This window comes from Roseovarius nitratireducens (assembly GCF_002925845.1).
Taxonomy (GTDB): domain Bacteria; phylum Pseudomonadota; class Alphaproteobacteria; order Rhodobacterales; family Rhodobacteraceae; genus Roseovarius; species Roseovarius nitratireducens.
Genome location: NZ_PDNI01000028.1, coordinates 149,244 through 172,700 on the forward strand (window position 1 = coordinate 149,244; position 23,457 = coordinate 172,700).

The window sequence follows — 23,457 nt, forward strand, 5'->3', positions numbered from 1 at the left end:
GAATGGTTCTAACAAATCAATAGAATTAGGTAAAATTCTCTTTTCAGATCATTTCAATAGCTTTTAATTATTCGTCGCACCCTGCCGCAGCAACGCCTCCGCCTCGGCAGTCATGCGCGTGATGATATCGGCCACCGGCGGGCGGTCATGGATGAGGCCCGCGGCCTCGCCCACGAAGGTGTTGGCGCGCGCGGGATCGCCCTCCGCCCAGCCCGCGACCCACTCCGCCTGCGCCGCCCCGTCGGCGCGCAGGCCCTCGGGGTCATCGTGCCACCGCTCGGTCACGGGGTTGCGCAGCACCCGCGCGGTATAGCGCGCGGGCCAACGCAGGCCGCGCGCGGCATCCATCACGGTCGAGCGGATGGTCTCGTCGCCGGTGGCGGCGATGGCGGCATCGGTCATCGCGTCGCTGACCTGCGCCTCGCGCGCGGCCCAGAGCCGCGAGCCAATGAGCACGCCATCCGCCCCCAGCATCAGCGCAGCGGCAAGACCCCGCCCATCGGCGATCCCGCCCGCCGCGAGCAGCAGCACGTCGGGCGCATGGCCCGCCAGCCAATCGGCCACCTCGGGCACCAGCGTGATCGTGCCGCGCCGCTCGCCATGCCCCCCGGCCTCGGACCCTTGCGCCACGATCACCCGGGCGCCGCACTCGGCGGCGCGCTGCGCATCGCGAAGCGTTTGCACCTGACAGATCAAAGGCACACCCGCATCATGGATGCGCGGCGCGAACGGGGCCGGATCGCCGAACGACAGGCACAGCGCTGCCGGATCACGCGCCAGCACCTGGCCCAGCACCGCCGGGTTCTCCGCCATCTTCCAGGTGATAAAGCCGCAGCCCACCCGCGCGTTCCCCGCCTCGGCAAAGGCGCCCTCGATCCAGCCTGCATCGCCATAGCCTCCGCCGATCAGGCCCAGCCCCCCGGCATGGCTCACAGCCGCCGCCAGCCTGCCACCAGCGGCCATAGCCATCGGAGCCGACACGATGGGATGCTCAAGGTCAAATGCGTCGGTAAGCCGCGTCCTCATGACAGAATCTCCGCCACGATCCCCGGCAGATCGGCGAAATCGGCGAATGCGCGGGCATGGGGCATGTCCGCCACCGCGCCCTTGCGATACCCCTCGGTGTAGAGCGCGAAGGGCAGTCCCGCGCGCGCCGCCGTCTCGGCATCCACCTCGCTGTCGCCGACAAAGACCGCGTCCCGCGCGCCCAGACCGGCCACCGCCGCTTGCAACGGCGCGGGATCAGGCTTGCGCGTGGTCAGGCTGTCGCCGCCGATCACCACCGGGAAATGCGCGTCGAGCCCCAGATGTGCCAGCACCGCGCGGGCAGGTATGACGGGCTTGTTGGTGCACAGGCCAAGCGCATATGGCCCGGAGACGAGCGCCGTCAGCGCCTCGGCCGCGCCGGGATAGACCCGCGTCAGCGTCACCGCCGTCTCGTAAAGCTCGATGAATTCCGCGATCATCTGAGCGCGCAGCGCCGCGTTGCCGGCCTCTCCCCGCGCGCGCAGGCAGCAGGTTATGAAATGCGGCACACCGCTGCCGATAAAGCTGCGCGTTTCCTCAGGGGGGAACGGCGCCAACCCATGCCGGTCCATCAGGCGATTGGCGGCGGCGTGGATGTCGGGCGCGCTGTCGATGAGCGTCCCGTCGAGATCGAAAATGACCGCGCGGCTCATGCCATGGCGCCGGTCGCGGCCTCTGCCGCCCGGCGGATGGCGCGGATGTTGTCACCATAAGGCGCGGGGTTGGCGACGCTGCCGCCCTTGAACACCGCCGACCCGGCGACCAGCACATCGGCCCCCGCGGCGGCCATGAGCGGCGCGGTCTCGGGCGTGATGCCGCCGTCGATCTCGATATGAATGGGCCGGTCACCGATCATGGCGCGCAGGCGCTTCACCTTGTCGATCTGGCTGTGGATGAACTTCTGACCGCCAAATCCGGGATTGACCGTCATCACGCAGACGAGGTCGATCATATCGAGCAGGTTCTCGACGCCATCGAGCCCGGTGCCGGGGTTGAGCGCCAGCCCCGCCTTGCAGCCGGCGCCGCGAATGGCCTGCAGCGTGCGGTGGATATGCGGGCCGGCCTCCATGTGCGCGGTGAGCACATCGGCCCCGGCCTGCGCGAAGGCGTCGATATAGGGATCGACCGGCGCGATCATCAGGTGCACGTCCATCACCGTCTTGATATGCGGGCGAATGGCGGCACAGAGCGGCGGGCCGAAGGTCAGGTTCGGCACGAAATGCCCATCCATCACATCGACATGCACCCAATCGCAACCCTGGTCCTCGATGGCCCTGATCTCGGCACCGAAATTGGCGAAATCGGCCGACAGGATCGACGGGGCGATCTTGATGGAACGGTCGTGGGGCATGGCAGCTCTCCTGCGGCGGGGATGCGATGGAAATGCGCGCTCGGGCCGCGAAGGTCAAGCCCCGCGCGCCGCGATTGATCCCCCCGGTCATTCGTGTAACCGTCTGGTCAAAACCGAAGGGAGGAGCGCGATGCAGGGTCTCATGATGCACCGTGACCTGCGGATCATCGACATCCTGCGCCATGCCGCCGAGGCGCATGGGGACGCGGGGATCGTCTCGGCGCGGGTGGAGGGCGACCTGCACCGCCAGAGCTATCCGCAGACGCTTGGCCGCGTGGCGCAGCTTGCCCATGCGCTGACTGGCCTCGACGTGAAGACCGGCGACCGGGTGGCAACCCTGGCGTGGAACGGGCACCGGCATTTCGAGCTTTACTACGCCGTCGCCGGGATCGGGGCGGTGTGCCACACGCTCAACCCGCGCCTCGCGCGCGAGCAACTGCTCTACATCATCGCCCACGCGGGCGACCGGCTGCTGTTCGTCGATGCCGATCTCGTGCCTCTGGTCGAGGACCTGCTGCCCGACCTGCCCGAGGGCCTGCGCCTCGTCGTTCTCACCGACCGCGCGCGCATGCCCGAAACCCCGCACGGGGCACTCTGCTACGAGGAGTTGATCGCAGGACAGCCCGCCACCTATGACTGGCCCGACCTTCCCGAGGACACGGCATCGGGCCTCTGTTACACCTCTGGCACCACCGGGCACCCCAAGGGCGCCCTCTACTCGCACCGCTCTACCGTGCTGCACGCGATGCAAGTGCCACTGTGCCAGACCAGCAGTTTCCGCGCCGGGCACTGCGTGCTGCCGGTGGTGCCGATGTTCCATGTCAACGCGTGGGGTCTGCCCTACACCGCGCCGCTCACGGGCATGACGCTGGTCATGCCGGGGCCAAACCTCGACGGGCCGAGCCTGTTCCGCTTGATGGATGGCGAGGGCGTCTGGTCGGCCTGGGGCGTGCCCACGGTCTGGGCCGGGCTTCTCTCGGAGATCGACGCGCAGGGACGGATCCCGCAGGGCTTCGGCGATCTGGTGGTCGGCGGGTCCGCCGCCCCGCGCGTCATGATCGAGGCCTACGAGGCGCGCGGCGTCAACGTGGCACAGGCCTGGGGCATGACCGAGATGAGCCCCATCGGCAGCCATGGCGTGCTGCCGCCACGCTATGACGGCGCGGACGACGAGGACCGCATCACCGCCAAGTGCTGTGCCGGGCGGCGTATTTTCGGGCTGGATTTCAAGATCGTGGACGATGACGGCACCCGCCTGCCCCATGACGGCAACGCCACGGGCGAGCTGTACGTGCGCGGCAACACCGTGATCTCGGGCTATTTCGAGAACGCGGACGCGACGCGCGCGGCGATGGATGCCGAGGGATGGTTCGGCACCGGCGATGTCGCCTCGGTGGATACCGAAGGGCGGCTGTTGATCCGCGACCGCGCCAAGGACCTCGTGAAATCGGGGGGCGAATGGATCAGTTCGATTGATCTGGAAAACGCCGCGCTCTCGCATCCTGCCATCGCCGCCTGCGCCGTGGTGGCGATGCCGCACCCGAAATGGGACGAGCGCCCCGTGCTGGTCGCGGTGGCGTCGGGCACGGAGCGGCCTGCCCTCGAGGAGATACACGCCCACATGACCGACCATTTCGCGCACTGGCAACTGCCCGACGATCTGGTCTGGGTGGAGGAATTGCCGCTCACGGCAACGGGCAAGATATCCAAGCTCACCCTACGACAGCGTATGGCCAATTACGTGCTGCCCGAGCTGCGCGGGGGCGCGGCATGAGCGGGCTGGATACTGCCGCGCTGGCGACATGGTTGGAAGATCACATGCCGGGGGTCACCGGGCCGGTGGAGGCCGAGAAATTCAGCGGCGGGCAGTCCAACCCAACCTACAGGTTGAGCACGCCAACCGGGAGGTTCGTGCTGCGCCGCAAGCCACCCGGCGTGCTGCTCAAATCCGCCCACGCCGTCGAGCGCGAGTTCCGCGTGCAGCGCGCGCTTGCCGGAACGGACGTGCCGGTGGCAAAGGTCCACGTCCTGTGCGAGGACGAGACCGTGATCGGCACCCCCTTCTACATCATGGAGGAAATCACTGGCCGCATCTTCGACGCGCCCGCCATGCCCGGCCTCGCGCCGCCCGAGCGCGGCGCCATCATCGACGCGATGAACCGGGTGCTGGCGGCGATCCACGATGTCGACCTGGCGGCAGCGGGGCTCGACGATTACGGCCCCGGCGGCAATTACTATGCCCGCCAATGCGATCGCTGGACCGCGCAATACCGCGCCACCGCCACCGATGACCTGCCCGAGATGGAGCAACTCACACATTGGCTAACCAGCAACTTGCCCGAAGACGACGGGCAACGCTGTCTGGTGCATGGCGACTACCGTCTCGACAACCTGATCTTTGCCCCCGATGCCCCGGAGATCCGCGCGGTGATCGACTGGGAGCTCTCGACAACCGGGCACCCGTATGCCGATCTCGCTGCCGTGCTGATGCAATGGGCCATGCCCGCCACCACCGAGGGGCGCGGGCTGGCGGGCGTGGACCGCGCGGCGCTTGGGCTGTGGTCCGACGAGGCATTCGTCGCACGCTATTGCGAACGGCGGGGCATCGCGCCGATCGCGGATTTCGGCTTTTACCTCGCCTTTGCCCATTTCCGCATGGCGGCAATCCTTCAAGGGGTGAAGAAACGCGCGATGGACGGAAACGCCGCGGACCCTGCGCGCGGGCTGCGGCTGGGTGAATACGTGCCCGAGTTCGCGCGGGCCGGGCTGGCGGTCGTGGAGGAGGGGCGGGCATGACCGGCTGGCAGGAACCGCCCTCGGGTCTTCAGACGCACCTGGGATATGAACTGACCGCGTGGGAGCGCGATTTCGCACGGGTGGAATTGCCCCTCGCACCGCACGTGATGAATCGGCAGGGGCTGCCGCATGGCGGCATCCACGCAACGCTGCTGGACACGGCGATGGGGTTCGCCGGGTGCTACACCGGCGATCCTGACCGACGGCAGATGGCGCTGACGCTGTCACTCACGGTCAACTTTCTGGGGCAAGCACAAGGCGCCCGGCTCATTGCCGAGGCGCACCGGACAGGGGGCGGCAAGAGCACCTATTTCGCCGAAGCCACGGTGCGTGACGAAACCGGCACGGCCGTCGCCACCGGCACCGGGGTGTTCCGCTATCGCCGGAGCGGCTGACGGTGAAGAACCCTGCCCATCGCGCCGCCCCTGTGCTAGCCACCGGGAAACCGGATCAACCAAGCCCGACGCAGGAGCCGCGCCATGGCTGTCAACGCGAACGCAGCCCGGACCGTAACCGACAGGCAGGCGGTGGCGAAGATAGATGCCGTATGAGACCGACACGCGGCTCGACATTGCCGTGAAGCGATTTGGGGCGAAAATTGCCGGAGATAAAGACATGAGCATGGATCAGGAGAGCATTGCGAAACCGGAACTGACATTTTCGCCCGAGGTGGCCGACCTTGTCCGCGATACCTATGCCAGGGCGCGCGTCATCCTCGAATATGGCAGCGGCGGCTCGACGGTGCTCGCCTCGGAGATGCCGGGCAAGACGGTGTTCTCTGTGGAGAGCGACAAGCAGTGGACGCGAAACCTGCAAGCCTATCTCGATCAGGCGGGGACAGCCTCCGAGGTGCATCTGCACCACAGCGCGATCGGCAAGACCGGGAAATGGGGGCGTCCGGTGGATCATTCGGGCTATCGCCGCTATCACCGCTATCCGCTCGAGGTCTGGGACCGGCCCGATTTCATTGCTCCCGATACCGTGCTGATCGACGGTCGCTTTCGTGAGGCGTGTTTTTACGCGGTGATGCTGCGCAGCACCCGCAAGACCGTGGTGCTGTTCGACGACTACGGCGACCGACCGAGTTATCACGCGGTGGAACGTTTTGCAGAGCCGGTCGAGATGCGCGGACGCATGGCGAAATTCGTGCTGAGAAAACGTGCCCTGCCGCGCGAGGCGCTTACGCAGATCGTCGGCGCATTCACCAACGCATTCTGAGCTTCACGCGGCCTCGGGCAGGAGCGCCCGCATCAGGGCATCGAAATCGGGGCGCGCGCGTAGTTCCGCGATCATCTCGCGGTGGCGGGAGCAGCACGCCTCGTGCAGGCGGCGCAGCTCAGGATCGGCGAGCAAATCCTCGAAGATTTCCGCCTTGCGCGGACGGATCGCGTCGATGCTGCGATCTTCGATCCGGTTGTGATTCATCTTTTACCAGTAGTCGAGGCCAAGCGCCTCGCCACCGTGATGGGCGCGTCCGCGCGCCTTTTTCACGAGATAGGATTCGCAGGATTTTAGAGCATAGTGGTTGAGTTGCACGAGGTCGTAGCCAAGCGAGTCGGGCCCCGAACGCCAACTGCCCTCCATGTAGCGGTCGGGCATCGGCTGGCCCGAGCCGTTATACCAATGCGTTTCGGCAAATGTCTCGACGGTGGGCCGCTTGGGCCGGTGCACGCCGATATGACCCCAAAGACCGCGATGGAACATGGTCTTGAGCCCCCACGCCTGCGGTGGACGGCGGGTCATGTCGGCCGCGGCCATGCGGAACTGATCGGTGAGGAACCCCTCGTCATAAGCGGTGACCCCGGCATTGCCGAAGAGACGCCAGGTCATCGAGAGGGTGCGTGCCTCCGGCACGGCATCGGTCAGCGCGCACAGGGTGTGATCACCGGTCTTGACGTTGATGAACTCGTCGGCGTCGATGGGAATGACCCAGTCGTCGGGCCCGGCGAGGTCCATCTTGAGAAACCGGCGATAGGCGCGGCGCTGCGGCGCGGGGCGGCGTGAGGAATTGTCGAAATGGCGGATCTTGCCCATCACATCGAGCCGGTCGAGCAGCTCATCCGAGCCGTCGGTGCAGTCGTTGGAAAAGACCGCGATCACATCCGCCCCGATGGCGAGGTTGTGGGCCACCCATTCAAGGATGAACGGCCCCTCGTTCTTCATCGGCGTGACAATGACAAAGCGTTCCATGCGCCCCTTTCCTTCCCGGCCTCAGGCGGCCACCCCGTGCCGCTCTGCCAGTTCGGCCAGCACCGATCCCGGTGGCGGCACCCCGTCATGCACGAGCCGGAGCCGCGCCCGGCAGCGTCGACCGTAGAAATGAATCGACACGGTATCCTCGCGGACCCGGTTCCACGTCATCGTGGCATTGCGGAAATAAAGCCGCCGGTCCCTGAACGACACCGGGTAGAGCACATGCGGCGGCAGGGCGTGGCGAAACTCGTCATGCTCCTTGAGAAAATGCGACAGCGCGCGCGGCCCCCACACACCCCACGGCATTTCCGAGACATGCATCGGATCAGACTCCGCAGCGCGGCGCTCGATCTCGGCAAGATGCCTCTGACCCATCCAAACGGGAATAGCGTATTCGTCATCACAAAACGCGATGAGAGATTTCAGGGTGGGCGAGGCGGCGGGCAGTGCCAGCACGCCGTTGGCGACCACCGCGTCGTTCTCTCGACCGAAGAAATAGCCCGCGCGCGGCTCGAACGGACGCAAACAGTACGCATCCGTATCTGACCAGATGATGCCGTCATGTCGCGCCAGAAGGTGATAGCGAAACTTGTCGCTATAGGGTGCGGGACTGCCGGTGCGCGCGTGGCGGATCATGGTTTTCGGGTTGGGCAGGATATCGGTGGCCGGCGCCGGCTCGACCCCGGCGGGCAGACCCTCAACCGGGCCGTATGAGAACATCACGACCGGGTGACCCGCATCCACGAAGGATTGCACGCAGAGCCGCTCGATAAAGCCGAGCGGCGGGCCGTCCCAGAACATGGCGATGGTGGCAAGTGACATGCGCGTCTCCTTTTTCCTATGGGCCGGGCTGGTCTGGCTGCTATTCAGATGCGGATCCTTGTCCGGGGACGGTAAGCCAAACGGTGTGTTCATGCATCGGGATGTAGATTGTCATTTCCCCGGCAATAGACCACAGCTGGCGGTTCCGCGCCAAGGGCGTAATGCGGAGGTTTGCGGTTAACGATGGAGTGTTGCCGCACGGAAACCTCGCGCAGGGCACGCGCGCGAGCCGTTGCATTCCTGACACCTACCCGCGCGCGCCCTCGAACCGGGCGATGCGCACCCCTGCCGCCTCTAGACCTTCGCGCAGCGCGCGGGCGATGGCCACCGCCTCGGGCGTGTCGCCATGCAGGCAGATGGTGTCGATGCGCGTGGGGATATGCGTGCCGTCCTCGGCAATGATCGCGCCTGCGCGCAGCATCTCCAGGATGCGGGCGGCGGCGCGGTCGGCGTCGTGGATCACCGCGCCGGGCTGTCGCCGGTCCACGAGCGTGCAATCGGCATTGTAGGCGCGGTCGGCGAATATCTCGCAGGCCATGCGCGCGCCGAGGGAGCGCGCCGCCGCCTCCTGCGCGGTGCCCGCGAGCACCATGATGATGATATCGGGATCGACCGACAGCGCTGCCTCGTAACACGCGCGGGCGAGGTTTTCGTTCTCGGACGCCATGTTGGCCAATGCCCCGTGGAGTTTCAGATGCCGCACAGCGCCGCCCGCCGCGCGGGCCATGCCTTGCGCCGCGCCCACCTGGTAGCGGACCTGATTGGCGAGCGTGGCATGGGGCACGTCCATGCGGCGGCGGCCAAAGCCCTGAAGATCGCGGAAGCCGGGATGCGCGCCGATGCCGACATCATTGGCCACCGCGCGCGCTATCGTCGCGGCCATCACGTCGGCGTCGCCCGCGTGAAAGCCGCAGGCGATATTGGCGGAGCTGACCACGTCCAGAAGCGCGGCATCGTCGCCCATCTTCCACGGCCCGAAGCTTTCGCCCATGTCGGCATTGAGATCGATACTTTCCTGCATGGCTCATTCCTCCTCGTTTCCGGCGATGACGCCGCTGATGAGTTGATAGGACAAAAGATCGCGGATGTCGTGGGGGTCGCGCGTGAGGTGCGTGAGGCGGCGGCGCAGCCCGTCGCGCGCCTCTGCCGCGCGGCGCTCGGCGGCCAATGCCTCGTCCGAGGGGACGAAGCGCAGACGCAGCGCCGTGCCGGGGGCTGCCTGCGCCACGCGCGGCAGGTCACAGGGCAGCACCGCCCCTATCCGCGGATAGCCACCCGTCGTCTGGCACTCGGACATCAGCACGAAGGGCGCGCCGTCGCCGGTGACCTGGATATCGCCCGGAACGATGGCCTCGGACAGCACCGTGAGGCCCGCGCGGCTGGCAAACCCGTCGCCATCGGGGGCGAGGCGCACGCCCATGCGGTTGCCGCGCGCGTCGCGGGTGAAGCGCGTCTCCTCGAACCGCGCCACCTCCTCGTCGGGAAACATCCCGGTCTGATAGCCCGCCACCACGCGGACCTCGCCGCCCGAAAACCGGTCGTCTGCGTCGAGGACAAGGCCGGTTTCTCTGCCCCGGTCCGGCCCCACGGGCAGGGTATCGCCTGCTGCAAGCGCCGCGCCGATCCCGGCGGCGAGATGGGCGGAGCGTGCGCCGAGAATTTCCGGGGTGGCGATACCACCGCCCACATGCAGATAGCCATAGACCCCGGCGGTGGCCGGGCCAATGGTGAGCCGGGCACCGGCGTGCAGCGGATGAGAGGCGTTCCACGCCAAGGCCGCGCCGTCGATGCTCGCGCGCATGGGCGCGCCGGTGAGGGCGATGCGAATGTCCTCGGTCGCCTCGAACGTGCCGCCCATCCCCGCCATTTCCAGCGCGGCGCTGTCAACCGCCTGCCCCAGAAGCGCCGCGCCCTCGTAAAGCGCCAACCGGTCCGCAGCGCCGCCGCGCGAGAGGCCATAGGCCAGGTATCCCGGTCGCCCGAGATCCTGAACGGTGACGCCTGGCCCGGCCTGATGCACGATCAGCGCGCGGCTCATCGGATCGCCTCGCAGGTGGCGCCGCCATCGGGGCCCGCGTCGCACAGGCGGTTATATGCCTCGCGCTCCACCGAATCAAAAATCACTTCGTCGCCGGGGCGCAGCACGAAGGGCTCTTCTGCCTCGGGGCGAAACAGGCGAAACCCCGTCTGCCCGATGTGCCGCCAGCCGGTCGGCGTCGAGACCGAAAACAGCACAAGCTGCCGGATCGCCAGCACCAGTGCGCCCACCGGAACCCGCTCTGTCAGCGCCTGCTGGCGCGGGATGTTCCAATGTTCCGGTAGCTCGCCCAGATAGGGCTGTCCGGGGGCGAAGCCGATGGTCTGCACCCGCACGCGCGTGCCCGCGATCTCGCGCGCGGCGGTCTCGGGCGAGAGGCCCGCCTCCTCCGCCGCCTCCTCCAGTTGTGGCGCGAGATCGGTGCCGTAGATCGTGGGGATGCGCCAGAGGCGGCGACCCTGCGGCAGATCGGCGCTGTACCAATCGCGGCTGTCGAGAAGCGCCTGCATCTCGCGCGCCACGGCGTCCGGATCGGCGTGCAGCGCATCGAGGCGCAGGAAGGTGGAGACGAGGGATGTAGAAGTCTCCGCCACACCCTCGGGGCTTTCCCGCTCCACCGCCGCGCGAAAGGCAAGCGCCGCGCGGTTGCCCGCCTCGCTCAGCCGGTCACCAAAGGAGACGAGCAGCCCGTCCAGCCCCACGCTCCCGATGCGGGGGAAGGTCACGTTGCCTGCGGAGCGGTCCGTATCGGTCACGTCAATCCTGTCCTTGCCTTGTCGCGCCTTGGTCTACTGCACCGCGTTCGGCAAAAACAGGGCGATCTGCGGAAAGGCGATCAGCAGCCCCGCCATCACCAGCATGGTCAGTGCGTAGGGTGCCGCGCCCACCATCACCTCTGACATGCGCCCGCCCTGCCGCGCGCCCTGCACCACGTAGAGGTTTAGGCCGACGGGCGGGGTGATGAGCGCCATCTCGATCAGCACGATCATCAGGATACCGAACCAGATCGGGTCGAACCCCTGCGCGACGACGAGCGGCACGACGATGGGGATGGTGACGACCATGAGCGACAGCGTCTCGATGAAGAAGCCGAGCACGATGTAGATGCCGACGATGACGAGGATCGTGCCCAGGGGCGAGAGGCCGAGATTGCCCAGCATGGATTGGAGTTCGTTGCCCAGCCCGGCGGCGGCGAGGGTGAAGTTCAGGAAAGACGCGCCGATGACCACGAGCATGATCATGGCGGTGATCTTGACGGTGCCCAAGAGGCTCTGGCCCAGCACGTCGCGGTTGAGGGTGCCGAAGAGCGCGGCAATGAGCAGCGCGCCGGCGACGCCCACCGAGGCCGCCTCGGTCGGCGTCGCCCAGCCCTTGTAGATCGAGCCGATGATCGCGGCGAAGAGCAGGATGATCGGGATCAGTTGGACGAGCGCGCGCAGCATCTCGGCCAGCGGAAAGATACGCCGCGTGCCGCCCAGCGACGGGCGCACGATGCAGATGAGCACGGTGACCACCATGAAGGCGAGCGCGAGGCCCACACCGGGGACGAGCCCCGCGAGAAACAGCTTGGGGATCGAGCTTTGGGTGAGGAAGCCGTAGACGATGAGGTTGATCGAGGGTGGGATCATGATGCCGAGCGTGCCGCCCGCCGCGATCGCGCCGGAGAACAGCCGCGGGTCGTAGCCCAGCTTTTCCGCCTGCGGCATGGCGACGGTGGCGACGGTAGCGGCGGTGGCAACCGAGCTGCCGGAGGTGGCCGAGAACATGGTCGCCGTGGCCACGTTGGCATGGACGAGGCCGCCGGGCAGCCAGCTCACCCAGCGGTCGAGCGCGGCGTAGGTGCGCGTGGCGATGCCGGAGCGCACGAGGATTTCGCCCAGGAGCACGAAGAAGGGGATAGCGATGAGCGTGGGGTTGTTGGAGGTGGACCAGACGAGATTGCCGAGGCCCCGGATCAGCGGGAAGGGCGTGAAGAAGATGTCGAGGCCAAAGCCCAGCAGGAAGAGCACGATGCCCACCGGGATCGAAAGGCTGAGCAGGCCAAGAAGGCCGAAGGTGGCATAGGCGATCATTGCGGGGCCTCCCCCTCACCCACCACGCCGATGGCGCGGTCGGCGGCATCGAAGCGGCCTTGCAGCACCAGAACGAGCGCCGCGGCGAATGTGAGCCACGCCATCAGAGCGAACCAGATCCAGCCCGCGAACCACGGCAGTTGCACCAGTGCGAGCGGCGTCTCCAGCGGGGTGTTGGCGCGCGAGGAATTGGCGAGCGAGCGTTCCACCACCGGCCACGCCTTGATCGCCACGAGGCTCACCGTGCCCGCCAGCACCAGCGCCGAAAAGAGGTCGAACATCGCCCGCACGCCCGCGCCGCCGCGCGTGCGCAGGATGTCGATGCGTACATGGCCCAGCTCTGTCAGCGCATAGCCCATGCCCCAGGCGGTGGCGATTGCCATGACATAGCCGCTGATCTCGTCGGTGCCGCCAAAGGATGCGTGAACCCGGCGCAGCGCGATGTCCGCCAGCACCAGCGCGGCGCAGGCCATGAGGCCCGCCCCCACCAGCACCGCGACCGCGCGGTTGATCCGGCGCAGCGCACCGAGGAGGGCCTCTGCCCTTGCCGCTGCGCCGGTCATGCTTAGTTCACCCCGGGGATGGTGACGCCGACGGTTTCGCCCACGCTGGCATTCCAGCGCTGCGCCCATTCGTCACCGGCGCGCTCGGCCCAGTCGGGCAGCACGGTATTCACCAGCACCTCGCGGGCGCGGTCGAAATCGGCGTCGGAGACCTCGACAAGGGTCATGTCGCGGGCCTCGCCCGAGGGGCACTCGCCATTGCCGGTGAGGCAGGCGATATCGTTGACCAGCGCATCCTGCGCCGTGGCCCAGGCGGGATCCTCGAACTCGGTCTCGATCTGCGATTCGATCAGCGATTGCGTCTCGGAATCGAGGCTGTTCCAGCGGTCAAGATTCATCGCCGTCACCACGCTGTCCCAGCCGCCAAGGGGGATGGGCAGCAGGTGGGTGGAGACCTCCCACCAGCCGGCGCTGTAGCCCGAGCCGGCCCCGGTGACGGCGCAATCCACCACGCCGTTCTGCAGCGCGCCGGGCACTTCGCCGAAGCTGACGTTGATGCCCTCGGCGCCCAGCGCCTCGAGGAATTGCGCGGTCATCCGGCCCGAGGCGCGGACCTTGAGACCCTCCAGATCGGCCAGTTCGGTGACGGGCGCGTTGCAGAACACCACCTGCGGCGGGTAGGGCGCGATGGCGAGAACGTGGGAGTTGAACCGGTCGTTGAAGATGTCCTCGACCATCGGGCGCGCGGCATCGACCATCGCGCGCGCCTCCTCGGCCGTCAGAGCCAGCAGCGGCACGTCGAGCCCTTCAAGCTCGGGCGCGTCGGCCACGGCGTAATCGGCCACGGTCATGCCCACGTCATAAACGCCCTGGCCCAGCAGGCGGAACACGTCGCCCACGCCGAGATTCATCTGGTTGTGGGTGGTGAGCGAGACGCTGATCTCACCGTTCGAGGCCTCGGGCAACGTCTCGGTCCAGAACGGCGCCTCGTATTGCTTGTGGAGCGGCAGGCTCGACCAGCTTCCGACCACTGACAATTCCTGGGCCGCTAGCGGCGTGGCGAGGATGGTGGTGGCGGTGAGGATTGCGGTGAATTTCATGGTCTCTCTCCTTGTCGGTTTATTGTCGGTATTCCGTCGGTTTTCCGTCGGGTCTTTCGGGTTACGCGGCCTGCGGTGCCAGCACGGGCACTTCGGCCTCTTCGGGAATGTCGGTGATCAGCATGTGGCCGGGGCGGTGGGTGATGCAGAGCGGCGGCGCGGCGGCCTCGATCGCCACTTGCGGCGTCACCCCGCAGGCCCAGTACACCGGCACATGATCGCCCTTGACCGGCGCGGGATCGCCCCAATCGGGGCGCGTGATGTCGATGATACCGATTTCCGCCGGGTCGCCCACATGCACCGGCGCGCCATGTGCGAGCGGGTAGCGGCGCGACAGTGCCACTGCCTCGTCCACGCGATCAGGCGGCAGGGCGCGCATGCTGACCACCATCCGCGCCGAGAACGGCCCGGCGGGCACGCAAGCGCGGTCGGTGCGGAACATCGGCACCGTGGTGTCATTCTCGACATGCCAGAGCGGGATGCCCGCCTGCATCAGCGCGTGCTCGAAGGTAAAGGAACAGCCAAGCGCGAAGGCCACCATGTCGTCGCTCCACAGATCGGTGATGTCGGTCACCGAGCGCTCAAGCCGCCCATGGCGATAGATGTTGTAGGCGGGTACTTCGCTGCGGATGTCGATATCGCGACCCAGCGTGCGCATCATCGCATCACCGGTATCCGACACGCCCACCAGTGGGCAAGGCTTGGGGTTGCGCTGGCAGAACCGCATGAAATCGAGCGCCATGTCGGCGGGGAGGATCACGAGGTTGGCCTGCAGATACCCGCGCCCGAGCCCGGCGGTGTGCCCGGCATAGCGCCCGGTGCGAATCGCGCCGCGCAGGGCGGGCAGATCGGTCCGTCTCAGATGATCGAAATCGGTGGTCACAGGGGCGCCTCCTTGAGCGACCCCGCCACCGTGACCGCGTCGAAGTATAAAATCAAATCGAATAAATTTGTCGGATGATATAGAAATTATCTATCGTTCATCCTGTCATCGAGCGTCGCGCGATACTCCTGTGCCACGTCGCGTGCCGCGTGCGCCGCGAATTCGACCATGTGGCTACGCGGCTCGGCCAGCCATGAGGCGGTAAAGCGCAAGGGCGGCGGCACCCAGCCGGGATGAAACTCGCGGATGCGCCCCGCCGCGACGTAATCCGCGCCCAGCGCGCGCGGCAGGGCGGCGATGCCCAGATCGGCCTCGACCAGCCGGAAACAGGCCGAGAGCGACGAGGAGGGAAAGATCGACACGTCGGGGCCGACATGCTCGTAGAGCAGTTCACGCAGCTCGCGGTAGGGGCGGGTGTTGCGCGCATAGGTCAGCACCGGACGGGTGAGATAGGCGCCCGGGTCTGCCTCGACCGGTGCCGAGGTGGCGACATACCATGCGAGATCGAAGCCCGGCAGCTCGATATTGTCTACCGTGTACTCGGAAATCGGCCCCAGCAGGATCGCCAGGTCGATCTCGCGGCCCAACAGGCGCTCGCGCAGGTCGAGCGAGATATCCACGTTGAACTCGATCTCCAGCCGGGGAAACCGGCGGTGCAGCCGGGCGATGAGATCGGGCAGCCAGCATTGCGCGATGGTTTCTGACACGCCGATCCGCAGATGCCGCTCCAGCGCCTCGGGGTCGATCACGTCCTTCTCGATCATCTCCTGCAATCGCTCGAACTTTTCGGCATAGACCAGCAGCCGCTCGCCCTGCTTGGTCAGCGTCATGCCACCGGCCTCGCGGTCGAACAGCGTGCCTTGCAGGCTGTCCTCGAGATTGCGGATGCGGGCGGTCACGGCGGGTTGCGTGAGGTTCAGGCTCACCGCCGCGCGCCGAACGCCCCCGGTCCGGACGACGGCAAGAAACGTGTGCAGATGGGCAAGGTTGAGCGGGGTCATACGCGGTGTCCTGTGCTGTCGCGTGGCCACCTGGGGTCGAAACTCAATCACCACGCACCACCGGTTTCAGCATAAAATCCGCCAGCGCAAGGCAATTCTGCGTAGGAAGGGTGGCCCCCTTTCAAGCAGAATTAACGTAGCGATGGCGGATTTTTGCGAAATCCCAAGGGGACGCGGCGCATTTTGGCCCTGGCCCCTGCGCGCGCGCCATGCCACGGCTCTCACGCCTCGGTGGAGAGCGCGTAGCCCGGGGGGGCGAGCGCGGTGACGCAGGTGATCGGCGCGCTGCCCAGCCAGGTGCCGCGCTCGATGACGAAGAGCGCATCGCCCGCCCGCGTACCCAGCAATTCGGCCTGTGCATCGGTGGCGTTCGCCGCCGAGAACCGCAGCGTGCAGCGGCTATAGGGACGGTGCGCGAGCAGCCATTCATTGGCGCTCTCACGGGTGAGATCCACGTCCACGATTTCGGGCACGGTGGCGAGACTGATCCAGCGGTCCTCGTACATGAAGGGCCGCCGGTCGGCGAGGTGCAGCGCCTGCGCGCGCAGCATCCGCTCTGGTGCTGCCAGGCCCATCGCGGCGGCGACCGAATGCGGCGTCTGCGTGATGTCGCGCGCCACGAGCTGATAGCCATATGCGCGCCCGGTCGCCTCGACCTCTTCGCGCGCAACGGGGATGTCAAAGGTGGCGCGGGTGACGGGCCGCGCCAGTACCCGGCTCCCGCCCTTGCGCTTGCGCTCTATCAGCCCGTCGTCGGCCAGTGCGCGCATGGCGCGCTGCACGGTGGCGCGGGCGCAGCCCAGTTGCTCTGCCAGGTCGGCGTCGCGCGGCAGCCGCGCACCGGGCGGATAGGCCCCCGACAGGATGCGCTCGTGGATGATCTCGCGCAGCGCGCGCCAGCCCTGCCGGTCGCTGCCTTTATCCGGGGCGCTCATGCCCGGGCCTCCAATTCCGCCATGACCACACGGAAGCGCGCACGGATCGTGTCGCGCCTGATGTGGCGGCCGTCGCGCACGACGTGGCGCCCGCCGCTCCACACATCCGTGACGCAGGCCGCACCGTGGCCTCCGAAGATGGCGGTGTCGAGCGCGGTGTCGCCGGTGCGGTTGCAGAGCCATTCGTTGTCGGTGGTGAGCGCCACGAGGTCGGCCAACGCCCCCGGTGCGATCCGCCCCGCGTTGCGCCCGCCCGCCTGCGCCCCACCCGCGAGCGCCGTGTCATAGAGCCGCCGACCGGTGGACACACCTTGCATGGCAAGCGCGGCGCGGCTGCGGTCACGCAGGCGTTGCGAATATTCCAGCGTGCGCAGTTCGTCGAAGAGCGCGATATGGACGTTCGAATCCGAACCGATCCCGGCGTGCCCCCCTGCCCCAAGGTGGCGCACCCCGTCGAAAATCCCGTCGCCGAGATTGGATTCGGTGATCGGGCAGAGCCCGGCGACCGCGCCGGTGGCGGCAAGGCGGGTCGTCTCTTCGGGCGTCATCTGCGTGCAATGAATGAGGCACCAGCGCGCGTCCACCGCGTGATTGTCGAGCAGCCATGTCACGGGTCTTGCGCCCCGGTGGGCCTGCACCTCTTCCACCTCGGCGACCTGCTCGGCCAGGTGCATGTGGACGGGGCCGCCGCCTGCCAGCGCCAGCGCCGCCGCCATGCCATCGGCATCCACCGCGCGCAGCGAATGCGGGGCCACGCCGATCCGGTCATCGGCATGGCCATGCGCCGCGACGTGCCGCGCCGCGCCCGCGTGGAGCCGTGCGAAGTGGTCCGGGTCGTTGCCGAACCTGCGCTGCCCGCCCGCGAGCGGGCGCGCGTCGCAGCCGCCCCATTGGTAGAGCACCGGCAGGAGCGTGAGACCGATCTCGGCCTGCTGCGCCGCCGCGACGATCCGCGCCGACATCTCGGCGGGGTCGGCGTGAGGCTGCCCCCCGGGGGCGTGGTGGAGGTAGTGAAACTCGGCCACCGCGCCATAGCCCGCCTCGAGCATCTCCATGAAAACCATCGCCGCGATGGCCTCCACCCGGTCGGGATCGAGCCCGCCCAGAAAGCGGTACATCTGCTGCCGCCATGTCCAGAACGTGTCCGCCGGATCGGGGCCGCGCGCCTCGGTCAGCCCCGAGATCGCCCGCTGAAACGCATGGCTGTGCAGGTTGAGCGGCGCGGGCAGGAGCAGGTCGAGGTGATGCGTGGCGCGGGCGGTCATGGGGCCAACGGACTCGATTCGCCCATCGTCACCGACCCGGATTTCGATGTCCCGCTGCCAGCCCTCCGGCATAAGGGCCTGACTTGCCGTGAGAATTTGCATGGCGCGACTCCGTTGACAAAATATGTGCATACATATTACTGTTAAATACGCTGATAATCAAGGACAGGTGTCATGACCGCGCCCCTTCTGCTCACCGATCTTCGCGCCGCCACCCTGTCGCCGGGCGGTGCCGCCTACGGCCTGATCGACGAGGCGGCCATCGCCATCGACGGCGGCGCGATCCGCTGGGTGGGGCCCGCCCAAGACCTTCCCGCCGGCATGGCAGGCTGGCCCACGCGCAGCCTTGGAGGTCGGCTGGTCACGCCCGCGCTGATCGATTGTCACACCCATATCGTGCATGGCGGCAACCGCGCCCGCGAGTTCGAGATGCGGCTGGAGGGGGCGAGCTATGAAGAGATCGCGCGCGCGGGGGGCGGTATCGTCTCTACGGTGAGTGCCACGCGGGATGCGGATGAGGCGACGTTGTTCGCCGAGGCGCTGACCCGCGTCGATGCGTTGATCGCCGAGGGCGTGGCGACGGTCGAGATCAAGTCGGGCTATGGACTTGATCGCGAGACGGAACTCCGGATGCTGCGCGTGGCGCGGCGGATCGGCGAGATGCGACCCGTGACCGTGGTCACGAGCTTTCTGGGCGCGCACGCGGTGCCCGCCGGGGAGGATGCCGACCGCTATATCGACGAGGTGTGCGTGCCCGCGCTGGACGCGGCGCATGCCGAGGGCCTCGTCGATGCGGTGGACGGGTTCTGCGAGGGGATCGCGTTTGACGCGACGCAGATCGCGCGGGTGTTTGATCGCGCGACGGCGCTGGGCCTGCCGGTCAAGCTCCATGCCGAGCAGTTGAGCCACATGGGCGGCACCGCGCTCGCCGCGCGCTACGGCGCGCTCTCAGTCGATCACGTGGAATACGCGACGGCGGCGGATGCCGAGGCGCTGGCGCGGGCGGGGTCGGTCGCTGTGCTGTTGCCCGGCGCGTTCTATACGCTGCGCGAGACGCAAATCCCGCCGGTGCAGGCATTCCGCGAGGCGGGGGTGGCGATGGCGGTGGCCACCGATCTCAATCCCGGATCGTCGCCTCTGGGTTCACTGCTGCTGGCGATGAACATGGCCTGCACCCTCTTTCGCCTGACGCCGGAGGAGGCGCTCGCCGGTGCCACGCGGCACGCGGCCCGCGCACTCGGGTTGCACGACCGGGGCGAAATCCGCGCCGGGCTGCGGGCCGATCTGGCGGTGTGGAACGTGGAGACGCCTGCGGAACTCTCCTACCGGATCGGCACCAATCCCCTGCACACCCGCATCGTCGGAGGACAATCGTGACCGAAACGCTCACTCCCGGGGCCACCACGTTGGCGCAACTGGAAATACTTTGGCGTGACGGGGATGCCGCGCGGCTAGACCCGGCGGCGCGCGAGGGGATCGGACGCGCGGCGGCGCTGGTCGAACGGGCGGCGCAGGGGGAGGCGGCGGTCTATGGCGTCAATACCGGCTTCGGCAAACTCGCCTCGGTCAAGATCGCGCCCGGGGACACCACGCAGCTTCAGCGTAACCTGATCCTGTCGCATTGCTGCGGCGTTGGTGAGGCGCTGGATGCCCCGACCACGCGGCTGATGATGGCGCTGAAGCTATTGTCATTGGGGCGTGGCGCGTCCGGTGTGCGGTGGGACATATGCGCGCTGATCGAGGGGATGCTGGCCGCCGGTGTCGTACCGGTTATCCCGGCGCAAGGCTCGGTCGGCGCATCGGGCGATCTGGCCCCGCTCGCGCATATGGCGGCGGTCATGATCGGCGAAGGCGAGGCGGTATACGAGGGCGAGACGCTGCCGGGCGGCGTGGCGCTGTCGCGGGCGGGGCTCGCCCCCGTGGTGCTCGGCCCCAAGGAGGGGCTGGCGCTGATCAACGGCACGCAGTTTTCCACAGCCTGCGCGCTGGGCGGGCTGTTTGAGGCGATGACGCTCACGCGCGGGGCGGTGGTGACCTCGGCGCTCTCGACCGACGCGATCATGGGCTCGACCGCGCCGCTGCACCCGATGATCCACGATCTGCGCGGGCACCAAGGGCAGATCGACGTGGCCGCTGCGATGGCCACGCTGATGGAAGGCAGCGTCATTCGCGAGAGCCACCGCGAGGGTGACACCCGGGTGCAGGACCCCTATTGCATCCGCTGTCAGCCGCAGGTGACGGGTGCGGCGCTCGACCTCATGCGCTGGGCCGCGCGCACGCTGGAGGTGGAGGCCAACGCGGTGACGGATAATCCGCTGGTGCTGACCGATGACGGCGCGATCCTGTCGGGCGGGAATTTCCATGCTGAACCGGTGGGATTCGCCGCCGATACGATGGCGATGGCGATTTCCGAGGTGGGGGCCATCGCGCAGCGGCGCGTGGCGCTGATGGTCGATCCGACGTTGTCTTTCGACCTGCCGCCGTTCCTCACGCCCGATCCGGGGCTGAATTCGGGCCTGATGATCGCCGAGGTGACGACCGCTGCGCTGATGAGCGAGAACAAGCACCTGGCGCATCCCTGCACCATCGACAGCACGCCCACATCCGCCAACCAAGAGGACCACGTGAGCATGGCCGCACATGCGGCCTACCGCCTGCGGCGGATGACGCGGAACCTGTCAGTGATCCTCGGTGTCGAGGCGATCTGTGCCGCCCAAGGCATCGAGGCGCGCGCGCCGTTGGTGACGTCAGAGCCGTTGCGGGATGCGGTGGCCTGCCTGCGCGAGCGGGTGCCGAGCCTTGGGGTGGATCGCTACATGGCCCCCGATCTGGAGTCCGCCGCCGCGCTGATGCGCGAGGGCGCGCTGGTGCGGGCCGCGGGGCTGGAGTTGGCGGTATGATCGAGGTGGTGCGGGGCCATGGTTCGCTGGTGCTGGGCCTGCCACATACGGGGGTGTATGTGCCGCCGGAGATAGAGGCGCGGCTGAACGAGACGGGCCGGGCGCTGGCCGATACCGATTGGCATATCGAGCGGCTTTACGATGGGCTGGTCGAGGGCGTGACGACGGTGCGCACGCGCGCGCATCGCTACGTGATCGACGTGAACCGCGCGCCCGACGGCGAGACCCTCTATCCCGGGCAGAACACAACGGGGCTGGTGCCGCTGACCGATTTTGATGGCCTGCCGATCTGGCAGGATGGGGAAGAGCCGGACGCAGCGGAGGTGGAGGCGCGGCGAGCGGCGTATCACGCGCCCTACCACGCCGCGCTGGCGGCGGAATTGGAGCGCGTGCGTGCGCGGCACGGCTTTGCCATTCTTTACGATTGCCATTCCATACGCTCACGTATCCCATTCCTCTTCGACGGCACGCTGCCCGATCTGAATATCGGAACCAACGGTGGTACGACCTGCGCGCCGGGGATCGTGGAGGCGGTCGAGGCGGTCTGCCGCGCGGCGCACGGATATACGAGTGTCACCGATGGCCGCTTCAAGGGCGGCTGGACGACACGCCATTACGGACGCCCCGGCGAGGGGCTGCACGCCATCCAGATGGAACTGGCGCAGAGCACCTACCTCGCCGCCGAGACGCCACCGTGGGCCTATGACGCGCGCCGCGCCGAACGCCTGCGCTCCACACTGCGCCCCATCTTTGATACCCTGTCGGACTGGAGACCGTGATGACCGATCCCCGCAAGAACACCCGCGATGTCTATCCCCCCACCGGCCCAGAGCTGAACGCCAAGAGCTGGCTGACCGAGGCGCCGCTGCGGATGCTGATGAACAACCTGCACCCCGACGTGGCCGAGAACCCGCACGAGCTGGTCGTCTATGGCGGCATCGGGCGCGCGGCGCGGACATGGGCGGATTTCGATTGCATCGTCGAGAGCCTGAAGGACCTAGAGGCCGACGAGACGCTGGTGGTGCAGTCGGGCAAGCCGATTGCCATCGTCAAGACACACGCCGACGCCCCCCGGGTGCTGATCGCCAATTCCAACCTCGTGCCGCATTGGGCCACCTGGGACCATTTCAGCGAATTGGACCGCAAGGGGCTGATGATGTACGGGCAGATGACCGCCGGGTCGTGGATCTATATCGGGTCTCAGGGCATCGTGCAGGGCACCTACGAGACCTTTGCCGAGGCGGGGCGGCAGCATTACGGCGGTGATCTGACGGGCAAGTGGATCCTGACCGGGGGCCTTGGCGGCATGGGCGGCGCGCAGCCGCTGGCCGCCGTAATGGCCGGCGCCTGCTGTCTGGCGGTGGAGTGCAACCCCGACAGCATAGATTTCCGCCTGCGTACGCGATACGTGGACGAGCGGACCGATAGTCTCGACGAGGCGCTCGCCATGATCGAGCGTTGGACCAAGGCGGGCGAGGCGAAATCCGTGGGCCTTCTCGGCAACGCCGCCGATGTCTTCCCCGAGATTTACCGGCGCGGCATCCGGCCCGATATCGTCACGGACCAGACGAGCGCGCATGATCCGGTCAACGGCTACCTGCCGCAGGGCTGGAGCATGGCGGAGTGGCGCGAGAAGCGCGAGAGCGACCCGAAGGCGGTGGAGCGCGCGGCGCGGGCAAGCATGAAGACCCATGTCGCCGCGATGGTGGATTTCTGGAACGCAGGCGTGCCGACCCTCGATTACGGCAACAATATCAGGCAGGTGGCGCTGGATGAGGGGTTGGAGAATGCCTTTGCTTTTCCCGGCTTCGTGCCCGCCTATATCCGGCCGCTGTTCTGCCGGGGCATCGGCCCGTTTCGGTGGTGTGCGCTGTCGGGCGACCCGGAGGATATCTACCGCACCGACGCCAAGATGAAGGAACTGTTCCCCGAGAATACCAAGCTGCACAATTGGCTCGACATGGCGCGCGAGCGGATCGCCTTTCAGGGCTTGCCTGCGCGGATCTGCTGGATCGGGCTGGGCGACCGGCACCGCGCGGGGCTGGCGTTCAACGAGATGGTGGCGAGTGGCGAGTTGAGCGCGCCGGTGGTGATCGGGCGCGACCATCTCGATTCCGGTTCGGTCGCCTCGCCCAACCGCGAGACGGAGGCGATGAAGGATGGCTCGGATGCCGTGTCCGACTGGCCGCTGCTCAACGCGCTGGTGAACACCGCCTCGGGCGCGACCTGGGTGAGCCTGCATCACGGCGGCGGCGTGGGCATGGGATTTTCGCAGCACGCGGGCATGGTGGTGGTGGCCGATGGCACGCCAGAGGCGGCGAAACGGCTGGAACGGGTGTTGTGGAACGACCCGGCGAGCGGGGTCTGGCGACACGCGGATGCGGGCTACGAGGACGCGCTCGCCTGTGCCAGAGAACACGGGCTGCGCCTGCCGCGCATCCTCGGGTGAGGTCTGTCATAAATCTGTCACATCGTCGTTACATTACCCTGACGCGCGTGCTATGCCGATTGCATCCGGCGGCGGTAGGGAGCAGGTTATTCCTCCGCGCAAATCAACGCGATATGGAAGGTC

Annotated in this window: 24 protein-coding genes; 8 read left to right on the forward strand and 16 right to left on the reverse strand. The window is 67.5% G+C overall.

The window, feature by feature from the left end:
• Positions 1-63: 63 nt before the first annotated feature.
• Genes CRJ03_RS05465 through rpe form a run of 3 tightly spaced genes read right to left on the reverse strand, consistent with a single transcriptional unit; the run spans position 64 to position 2,377 of the window.
• Positions 64-1,026, reverse strand: a complete 963-nt coding sequence (locus CRJ03_RS05465) for an NAD(P)H-dependent flavin oxidoreductase (RefSeq protein WP_104017890.1) — start codon at positions 1,024-1,026, stop codon at positions 64-66.
• Complete coding sequence (gene gph / locus CRJ03_RS05470; RefSeq protein WP_104017891.1) at positions 1,023-1,679, reverse strand: phosphoglycolate phosphatase; 657 nt, start codon at positions 1,677-1,679, stop codon at positions 1,023-1,025. The genes CRJ03_RS05465 and gph overlap by 4 nt, the downstream gene beginning before the upstream one ends.
• Complete coding sequence (gene rpe, locus CRJ03_RS05475) at positions 1,676-2,377, reverse strand: ribulose-phosphate 3-epimerase (protein ID WP_104017892.1); 702 nt, start codon at positions 2,375-2,377, stop codon at positions 1,676-1,678. Before rpe ends, gph begins: the two co-directional genes overlap by 4 nt.
• Before the next feature lie 130 nt (positions 2,378-2,507).
• Here rpe and CRJ03_RS05480 point away from each other — a divergent pair, with 130 nt between their 5' ends.
• From CRJ03_RS05480 to CRJ03_RS05495, 4 genes are all read left to right on the forward strand, one after another.
• Positions 2,508-4,151, forward strand: a complete 1,644-nt coding sequence (locus CRJ03_RS05480; RefSeq protein ID WP_104017893.1) for a long-chain fatty acid--CoA ligase — start codon at positions 2,508-2,510, stop codon at positions 4,149-4,151.
• Positions 4,148-5,173, forward strand: a complete 1,026-nt coding sequence (locus CRJ03_RS05485; protein WP_104017894.1) for a phosphotransferase family protein — start codon at positions 4,148-4,150, stop codon at positions 5,171-5,173. Before CRJ03_RS05480 ends, CRJ03_RS05485 begins: the two co-directional genes overlap by 4 nt.
• Positions 5,170-5,568, forward strand: coding sequence for a PaaI family thioesterase (locus CRJ03_RS05490; RefSeq protein ID WP_104017895.1), 399 nt, complete (start codon positions 5,170-5,172; stop codon positions 5,566-5,568). Before CRJ03_RS05485 ends, CRJ03_RS05490 begins: the two co-directional genes overlap by 4 nt.
• 220 nt (positions 5,569-5,788) lie before the next feature.
• Positions 5,789-6,391: an O-methyltransferase gene (locus tag CRJ03_RS05495; protein WP_104017946.1), complete on the forward strand. Its 603-nt coding sequence runs from the start codon at positions 5,789-5,791 to the stop codon at positions 6,389-6,391.
• Between the two features lie 3 nt (positions 6,392-6,394).
• On the opposite strand, the gene CRJ03_RS20255 is transcribed toward CRJ03_RS05495, so the two are convergent.
• The 13 genes from CRJ03_RS20255 to CRJ03_RS05555 all read right to left on the reverse strand — a co-directional run bounded on the left by CRJ03_RS20255 (position 6,395) and on the right by CRJ03_RS05555 (position 18,087).
• A complete protein-coding gene (locus CRJ03_RS20255) occupies positions 6,395-6,598 on the reverse strand; it encodes a hypothetical protein (RefSeq protein WP_240611567.1) in 204 nt (67 codons plus the stop codon).
• 3 nt (positions 6,599-6,601) lie between these two features.
• A complete protein-coding gene (locus tag CRJ03_RS05500; protein ID WP_240611568.1) occupies positions 6,602-7,363 on the reverse strand; it encodes a glycosyltransferase family 2 protein in 762 nt (253 codons plus the stop codon).
• 21 nt (positions 7,364-7,384) lie between these two features.
• A complete protein-coding gene (locus CRJ03_RS05505; protein ID WP_104017896.1) occupies positions 7,385-8,188 on the reverse strand; it encodes a hypothetical protein in 804 nt (267 codons plus the stop codon).
• Positions 8,189-8,435: 247 nt separating this feature from the next.
• On the reverse strand, positions 8,436-9,209 hold the full coding sequence (locus tag CRJ03_RS05510) for a LamB/YcsF family protein (protein WP_104017897.1): 774 nt from the start codon (positions 9,207-9,209) through the stop codon (positions 8,436-8,438).
• A gap of 3 nt (positions 9,210-9,212) precedes the next feature.
• Positions 9,213-10,226, reverse strand: a complete 1,014-nt coding sequence (locus CRJ03_RS05515; protein WP_104017898.1) for a 5-oxoprolinase subunit C family protein — start codon at positions 10,224-10,226, stop codon at positions 9,213-9,215.
• Positions 10,223-10,981 (reverse strand): 5-oxoprolinase subunit B family protein, encoded by a 759-nt coding sequence (locus CRJ03_RS05520; protein WP_206018308.1) that lies wholly within the window; start codon positions 10,979-10,981, stop codon positions 10,223-10,225. Before CRJ03_RS05520 ends, CRJ03_RS05515 begins: the two co-directional genes overlap by 4 nt.
• Positions 10,982-11,014: 33 nt before the next feature.
• Positions 11,015-12,298, reverse strand: a complete 1,284-nt coding sequence (locus CRJ03_RS05525; protein ID WP_104017899.1) for a TRAP transporter large permease — start codon at positions 12,296-12,298, stop codon at positions 11,015-11,017.
• Positions 12,295-12,861, reverse strand: a complete 567-nt coding sequence (locus CRJ03_RS05530; protein WP_104017900.1) for a TRAP transporter small permease subunit — start codon at positions 12,859-12,861, stop codon at positions 12,295-12,297. Before CRJ03_RS05530 ends, CRJ03_RS05525 begins: the two co-directional genes overlap by 4 nt.
• Before the next feature lie 2 nt (positions 12,862-12,863).
• Positions 12,864-13,901, reverse strand: a complete 1,038-nt coding sequence (locus CRJ03_RS05535; protein WP_104017901.1) for a TRAP transporter substrate-binding protein — start codon at positions 13,899-13,901, stop codon at positions 12,864-12,866.
• Positions 13,902-13,962: 61 nt separating this feature from the next.
• Positions 13,963-14,784 carry a putative hydro-lyase gene (locus CRJ03_RS05540; protein WP_104017902.1) on the reverse strand — a complete coding sequence of 274 codons (822 nt, stop codon included), beginning with the start codon at positions 14,782-14,784 and terminating at the stop codon, positions 13,963-13,965.
• A gap of 86 nt (positions 14,785-14,870) precedes the next feature.
• Positions 14,871-15,785 (reverse strand): LysR family transcriptional regulator, encoded by a 915-nt coding sequence (locus CRJ03_RS05545; protein ID WP_104017903.1) that lies wholly within the window; start codon positions 15,783-15,785, stop codon positions 14,871-14,873.
• A 221-nt stretch (positions 15,786-16,006) separates the two neighbouring features.
• Positions 16,007-16,720: a histidine utilization transcriptional repressor HutC gene (gene hutC / locus CRJ03_RS05550; RefSeq protein ID WP_104017904.1), complete on the reverse strand. Its 714-nt coding sequence runs from the start codon at positions 16,718-16,720 to the stop codon at positions 16,007-16,009.
• Positions 16,717-18,087, reverse strand: coding sequence for a formimidoylglutamate deiminase (locus tag CRJ03_RS05555; RefSeq protein WP_104017905.1), 1,371 nt, complete (start codon positions 18,085-18,087; stop codon positions 16,717-16,719). Before CRJ03_RS05555 ends, hutC begins: the two co-directional genes overlap by 4 nt.
• A 72-nt stretch (positions 18,088-18,159) precedes the next feature.
• Between CRJ03_RS05555 and hutI the strand changes: the two genes are divergently transcribed.
• From hutI to hutU, 4 genes are read left to right on the forward strand one after another with little or no spacing between them, the layout of a single operon-like run.
• On the forward strand, positions 18,160-19,362 hold the full coding sequence (gene hutI, locus CRJ03_RS05560; RefSeq protein ID WP_104017906.1) for an imidazolonepropionase: 1,203 nt from the start codon (positions 18,160-18,162) through the stop codon (positions 19,360-19,362).
• A complete protein-coding gene (gene hutH / locus CRJ03_RS05565) occupies positions 19,359-20,885 on the forward strand; it encodes a histidine ammonia-lyase (protein ID WP_104017907.1) in 1,527 nt (508 codons plus the stop codon). Before hutI ends, hutH begins: the two co-directional genes overlap by 4 nt.
• Positions 20,882-21,664 carry an N-formylglutamate deformylase gene (gene hutG / locus CRJ03_RS05570; RefSeq protein ID WP_104017908.1) on the forward strand — a complete coding sequence of 261 codons (783 nt, stop codon included), beginning with the start codon at positions 20,882-20,884 and terminating at the stop codon, positions 21,662-21,664. The genes hutH and hutG overlap by 4 nt, the downstream gene beginning before the upstream one ends.
• Positions 21,664-23,334, forward strand: coding sequence for a urocanate hydratase (gene hutU / locus CRJ03_RS05575; protein ID WP_104017909.1), 1,671 nt, complete (start codon positions 21,664-21,666; stop codon positions 23,332-23,334). Before hutG ends, hutU begins: the two co-directional genes overlap by 1 nt.
• Positions 23,335-23,457: the final 123 nt, after the last annotated feature.

Bases quoted from the DNA above. Each gene is read 5' to 3' on its own strand.
- CRJ03_RS05480 (WP_104017893.1), top strand. From the start codon at position 2,508: ATGCAGGGTCTCATGATGCACCGTGACCTGCGGATCATCGACATCCTG.
- CRJ03_RS05465 (WP_104017890.1), bottom strand. From the start codon at position 1,026: ATGAGGACGCGGCTTACCGACGCATTTGACCTTGAGCATCCCATCGTG.
- hutU (WP_104017909.1), top strand. From the start codon at position 21,664: ATGACCGATCCCCGCAAGAACACCCGCGATGTCTATCCCCCCACCGGC.
- CRJ03_RS05525 (WP_104017899.1), bottom strand. From the start codon at position 12,298: ATGATCGCCTATGCCACCTTCGGCCTTCTTGGCCTGCTCAGCCTTTCG.
- gph (WP_104017891.1), bottom strand. From the start codon at position 1,679: ATGAGCCGCGCGGTCATTTTCGATCTCGACGGGACGCTCATCGACAGC.
- CRJ03_RS05500 (WP_240611568.1), bottom strand. From the start codon at position 7,363: ATGGAACGCTTTGTCATTGTCACGCCGATGAAGAACGAGGGGCCGTTC.
- CRJ03_RS05485 (WP_104017894.1), top strand. From the start codon at position 4,148: ATGAGCGGGCTGGATACTGCCGCGCTGGCGACATGGTTGGAAGATCAC.
- CRJ03_RS05505 (WP_104017896.1), bottom strand. From the start codon at position 8,188: ATGTCACTTGCCACCATCGCCATGTTCTGGGACGGCCCGCCGCTCGGC.
- CRJ03_RS05495 (WP_104017946.1), top strand. From the start codon at position 5,789: ATGAGCATGGATCAGGAGAGCATTGCGAAACCGGAACTGACATTTTCG.
- CRJ03_RS05530 (WP_104017900.1), bottom strand. From the start codon at position 12,861: ATGACCGGCGCAGCGGCAAGGGCAGAGGCCCTCCTCGGTGCGCTGCGC.
- rpe (WP_104017892.1), bottom strand. From the start codon at position 2,377: ATGCCCCACGACCGTTCCATCAAGATCGCCCCGTCGATCCTGTCGGCC.
- hutG (WP_104017908.1), top strand. From the start codon at position 20,882: ATGATCGAGGTGGTGCGGGGCCATGGTTCGCTGGTGCTGGGCCTGCCA.
- hutC (WP_104017904.1), bottom strand. From the start codon at position 16,720: ATGAGCGCCCCGGATAAAGGCAGCGACCGGCAGGGCTGGCGCGCGCTG.
- CRJ03_RS05555 (WP_104017905.1), bottom strand. From the start codon at position 18,087: ATGCAAATTCTCACGGCAAGTCAGGCCCTTATGCCGGAGGGCTGGCAG.
- CRJ03_RS20255 (WP_240611567.1), bottom strand. From the start codon at position 6,598: ATGAATCACAACCGGATCGAAGATCGCAGCATCGACGCGATCCGTCCG.
- CRJ03_RS05490 (WP_104017895.1), top strand. From the start codon at position 5,170: ATGACCGGCTGGCAGGAACCGCCCTCGGGTCTTCAGACGCACCTGGGA.
- hutI (WP_104017906.1), top strand. From the start codon at position 18,160: ATGACCGCGCCCCTTCTGCTCACCGATCTTCGCGCCGCCACCCTGTCG.
- CRJ03_RS05515 (WP_104017898.1), bottom strand. From the start codon at position 10,226: ATGAGCCGCGCGCTGATCGTGCATCAGGCCGGGCCAGGCGTCACCGTT.
- CRJ03_RS05535 (WP_104017901.1), bottom strand. From the start codon at position 13,901: ATGAAATTCACCGCAATCCTCACCGCCACCACCATCCTCGCCACGCCG.
- CRJ03_RS05510 (WP_104017897.1), bottom strand. From the start codon at position 9,209: ATGCAGGAAAGTATCGATCTCAATGCCGACATGGGCGAAAGCTTCGGG.
- CRJ03_RS05545 (WP_104017903.1), bottom strand. From the start codon at position 15,785: ATGACCCCGCTCAACCTTGCCCATCTGCACACGTTTCTTGCCGTCGTC.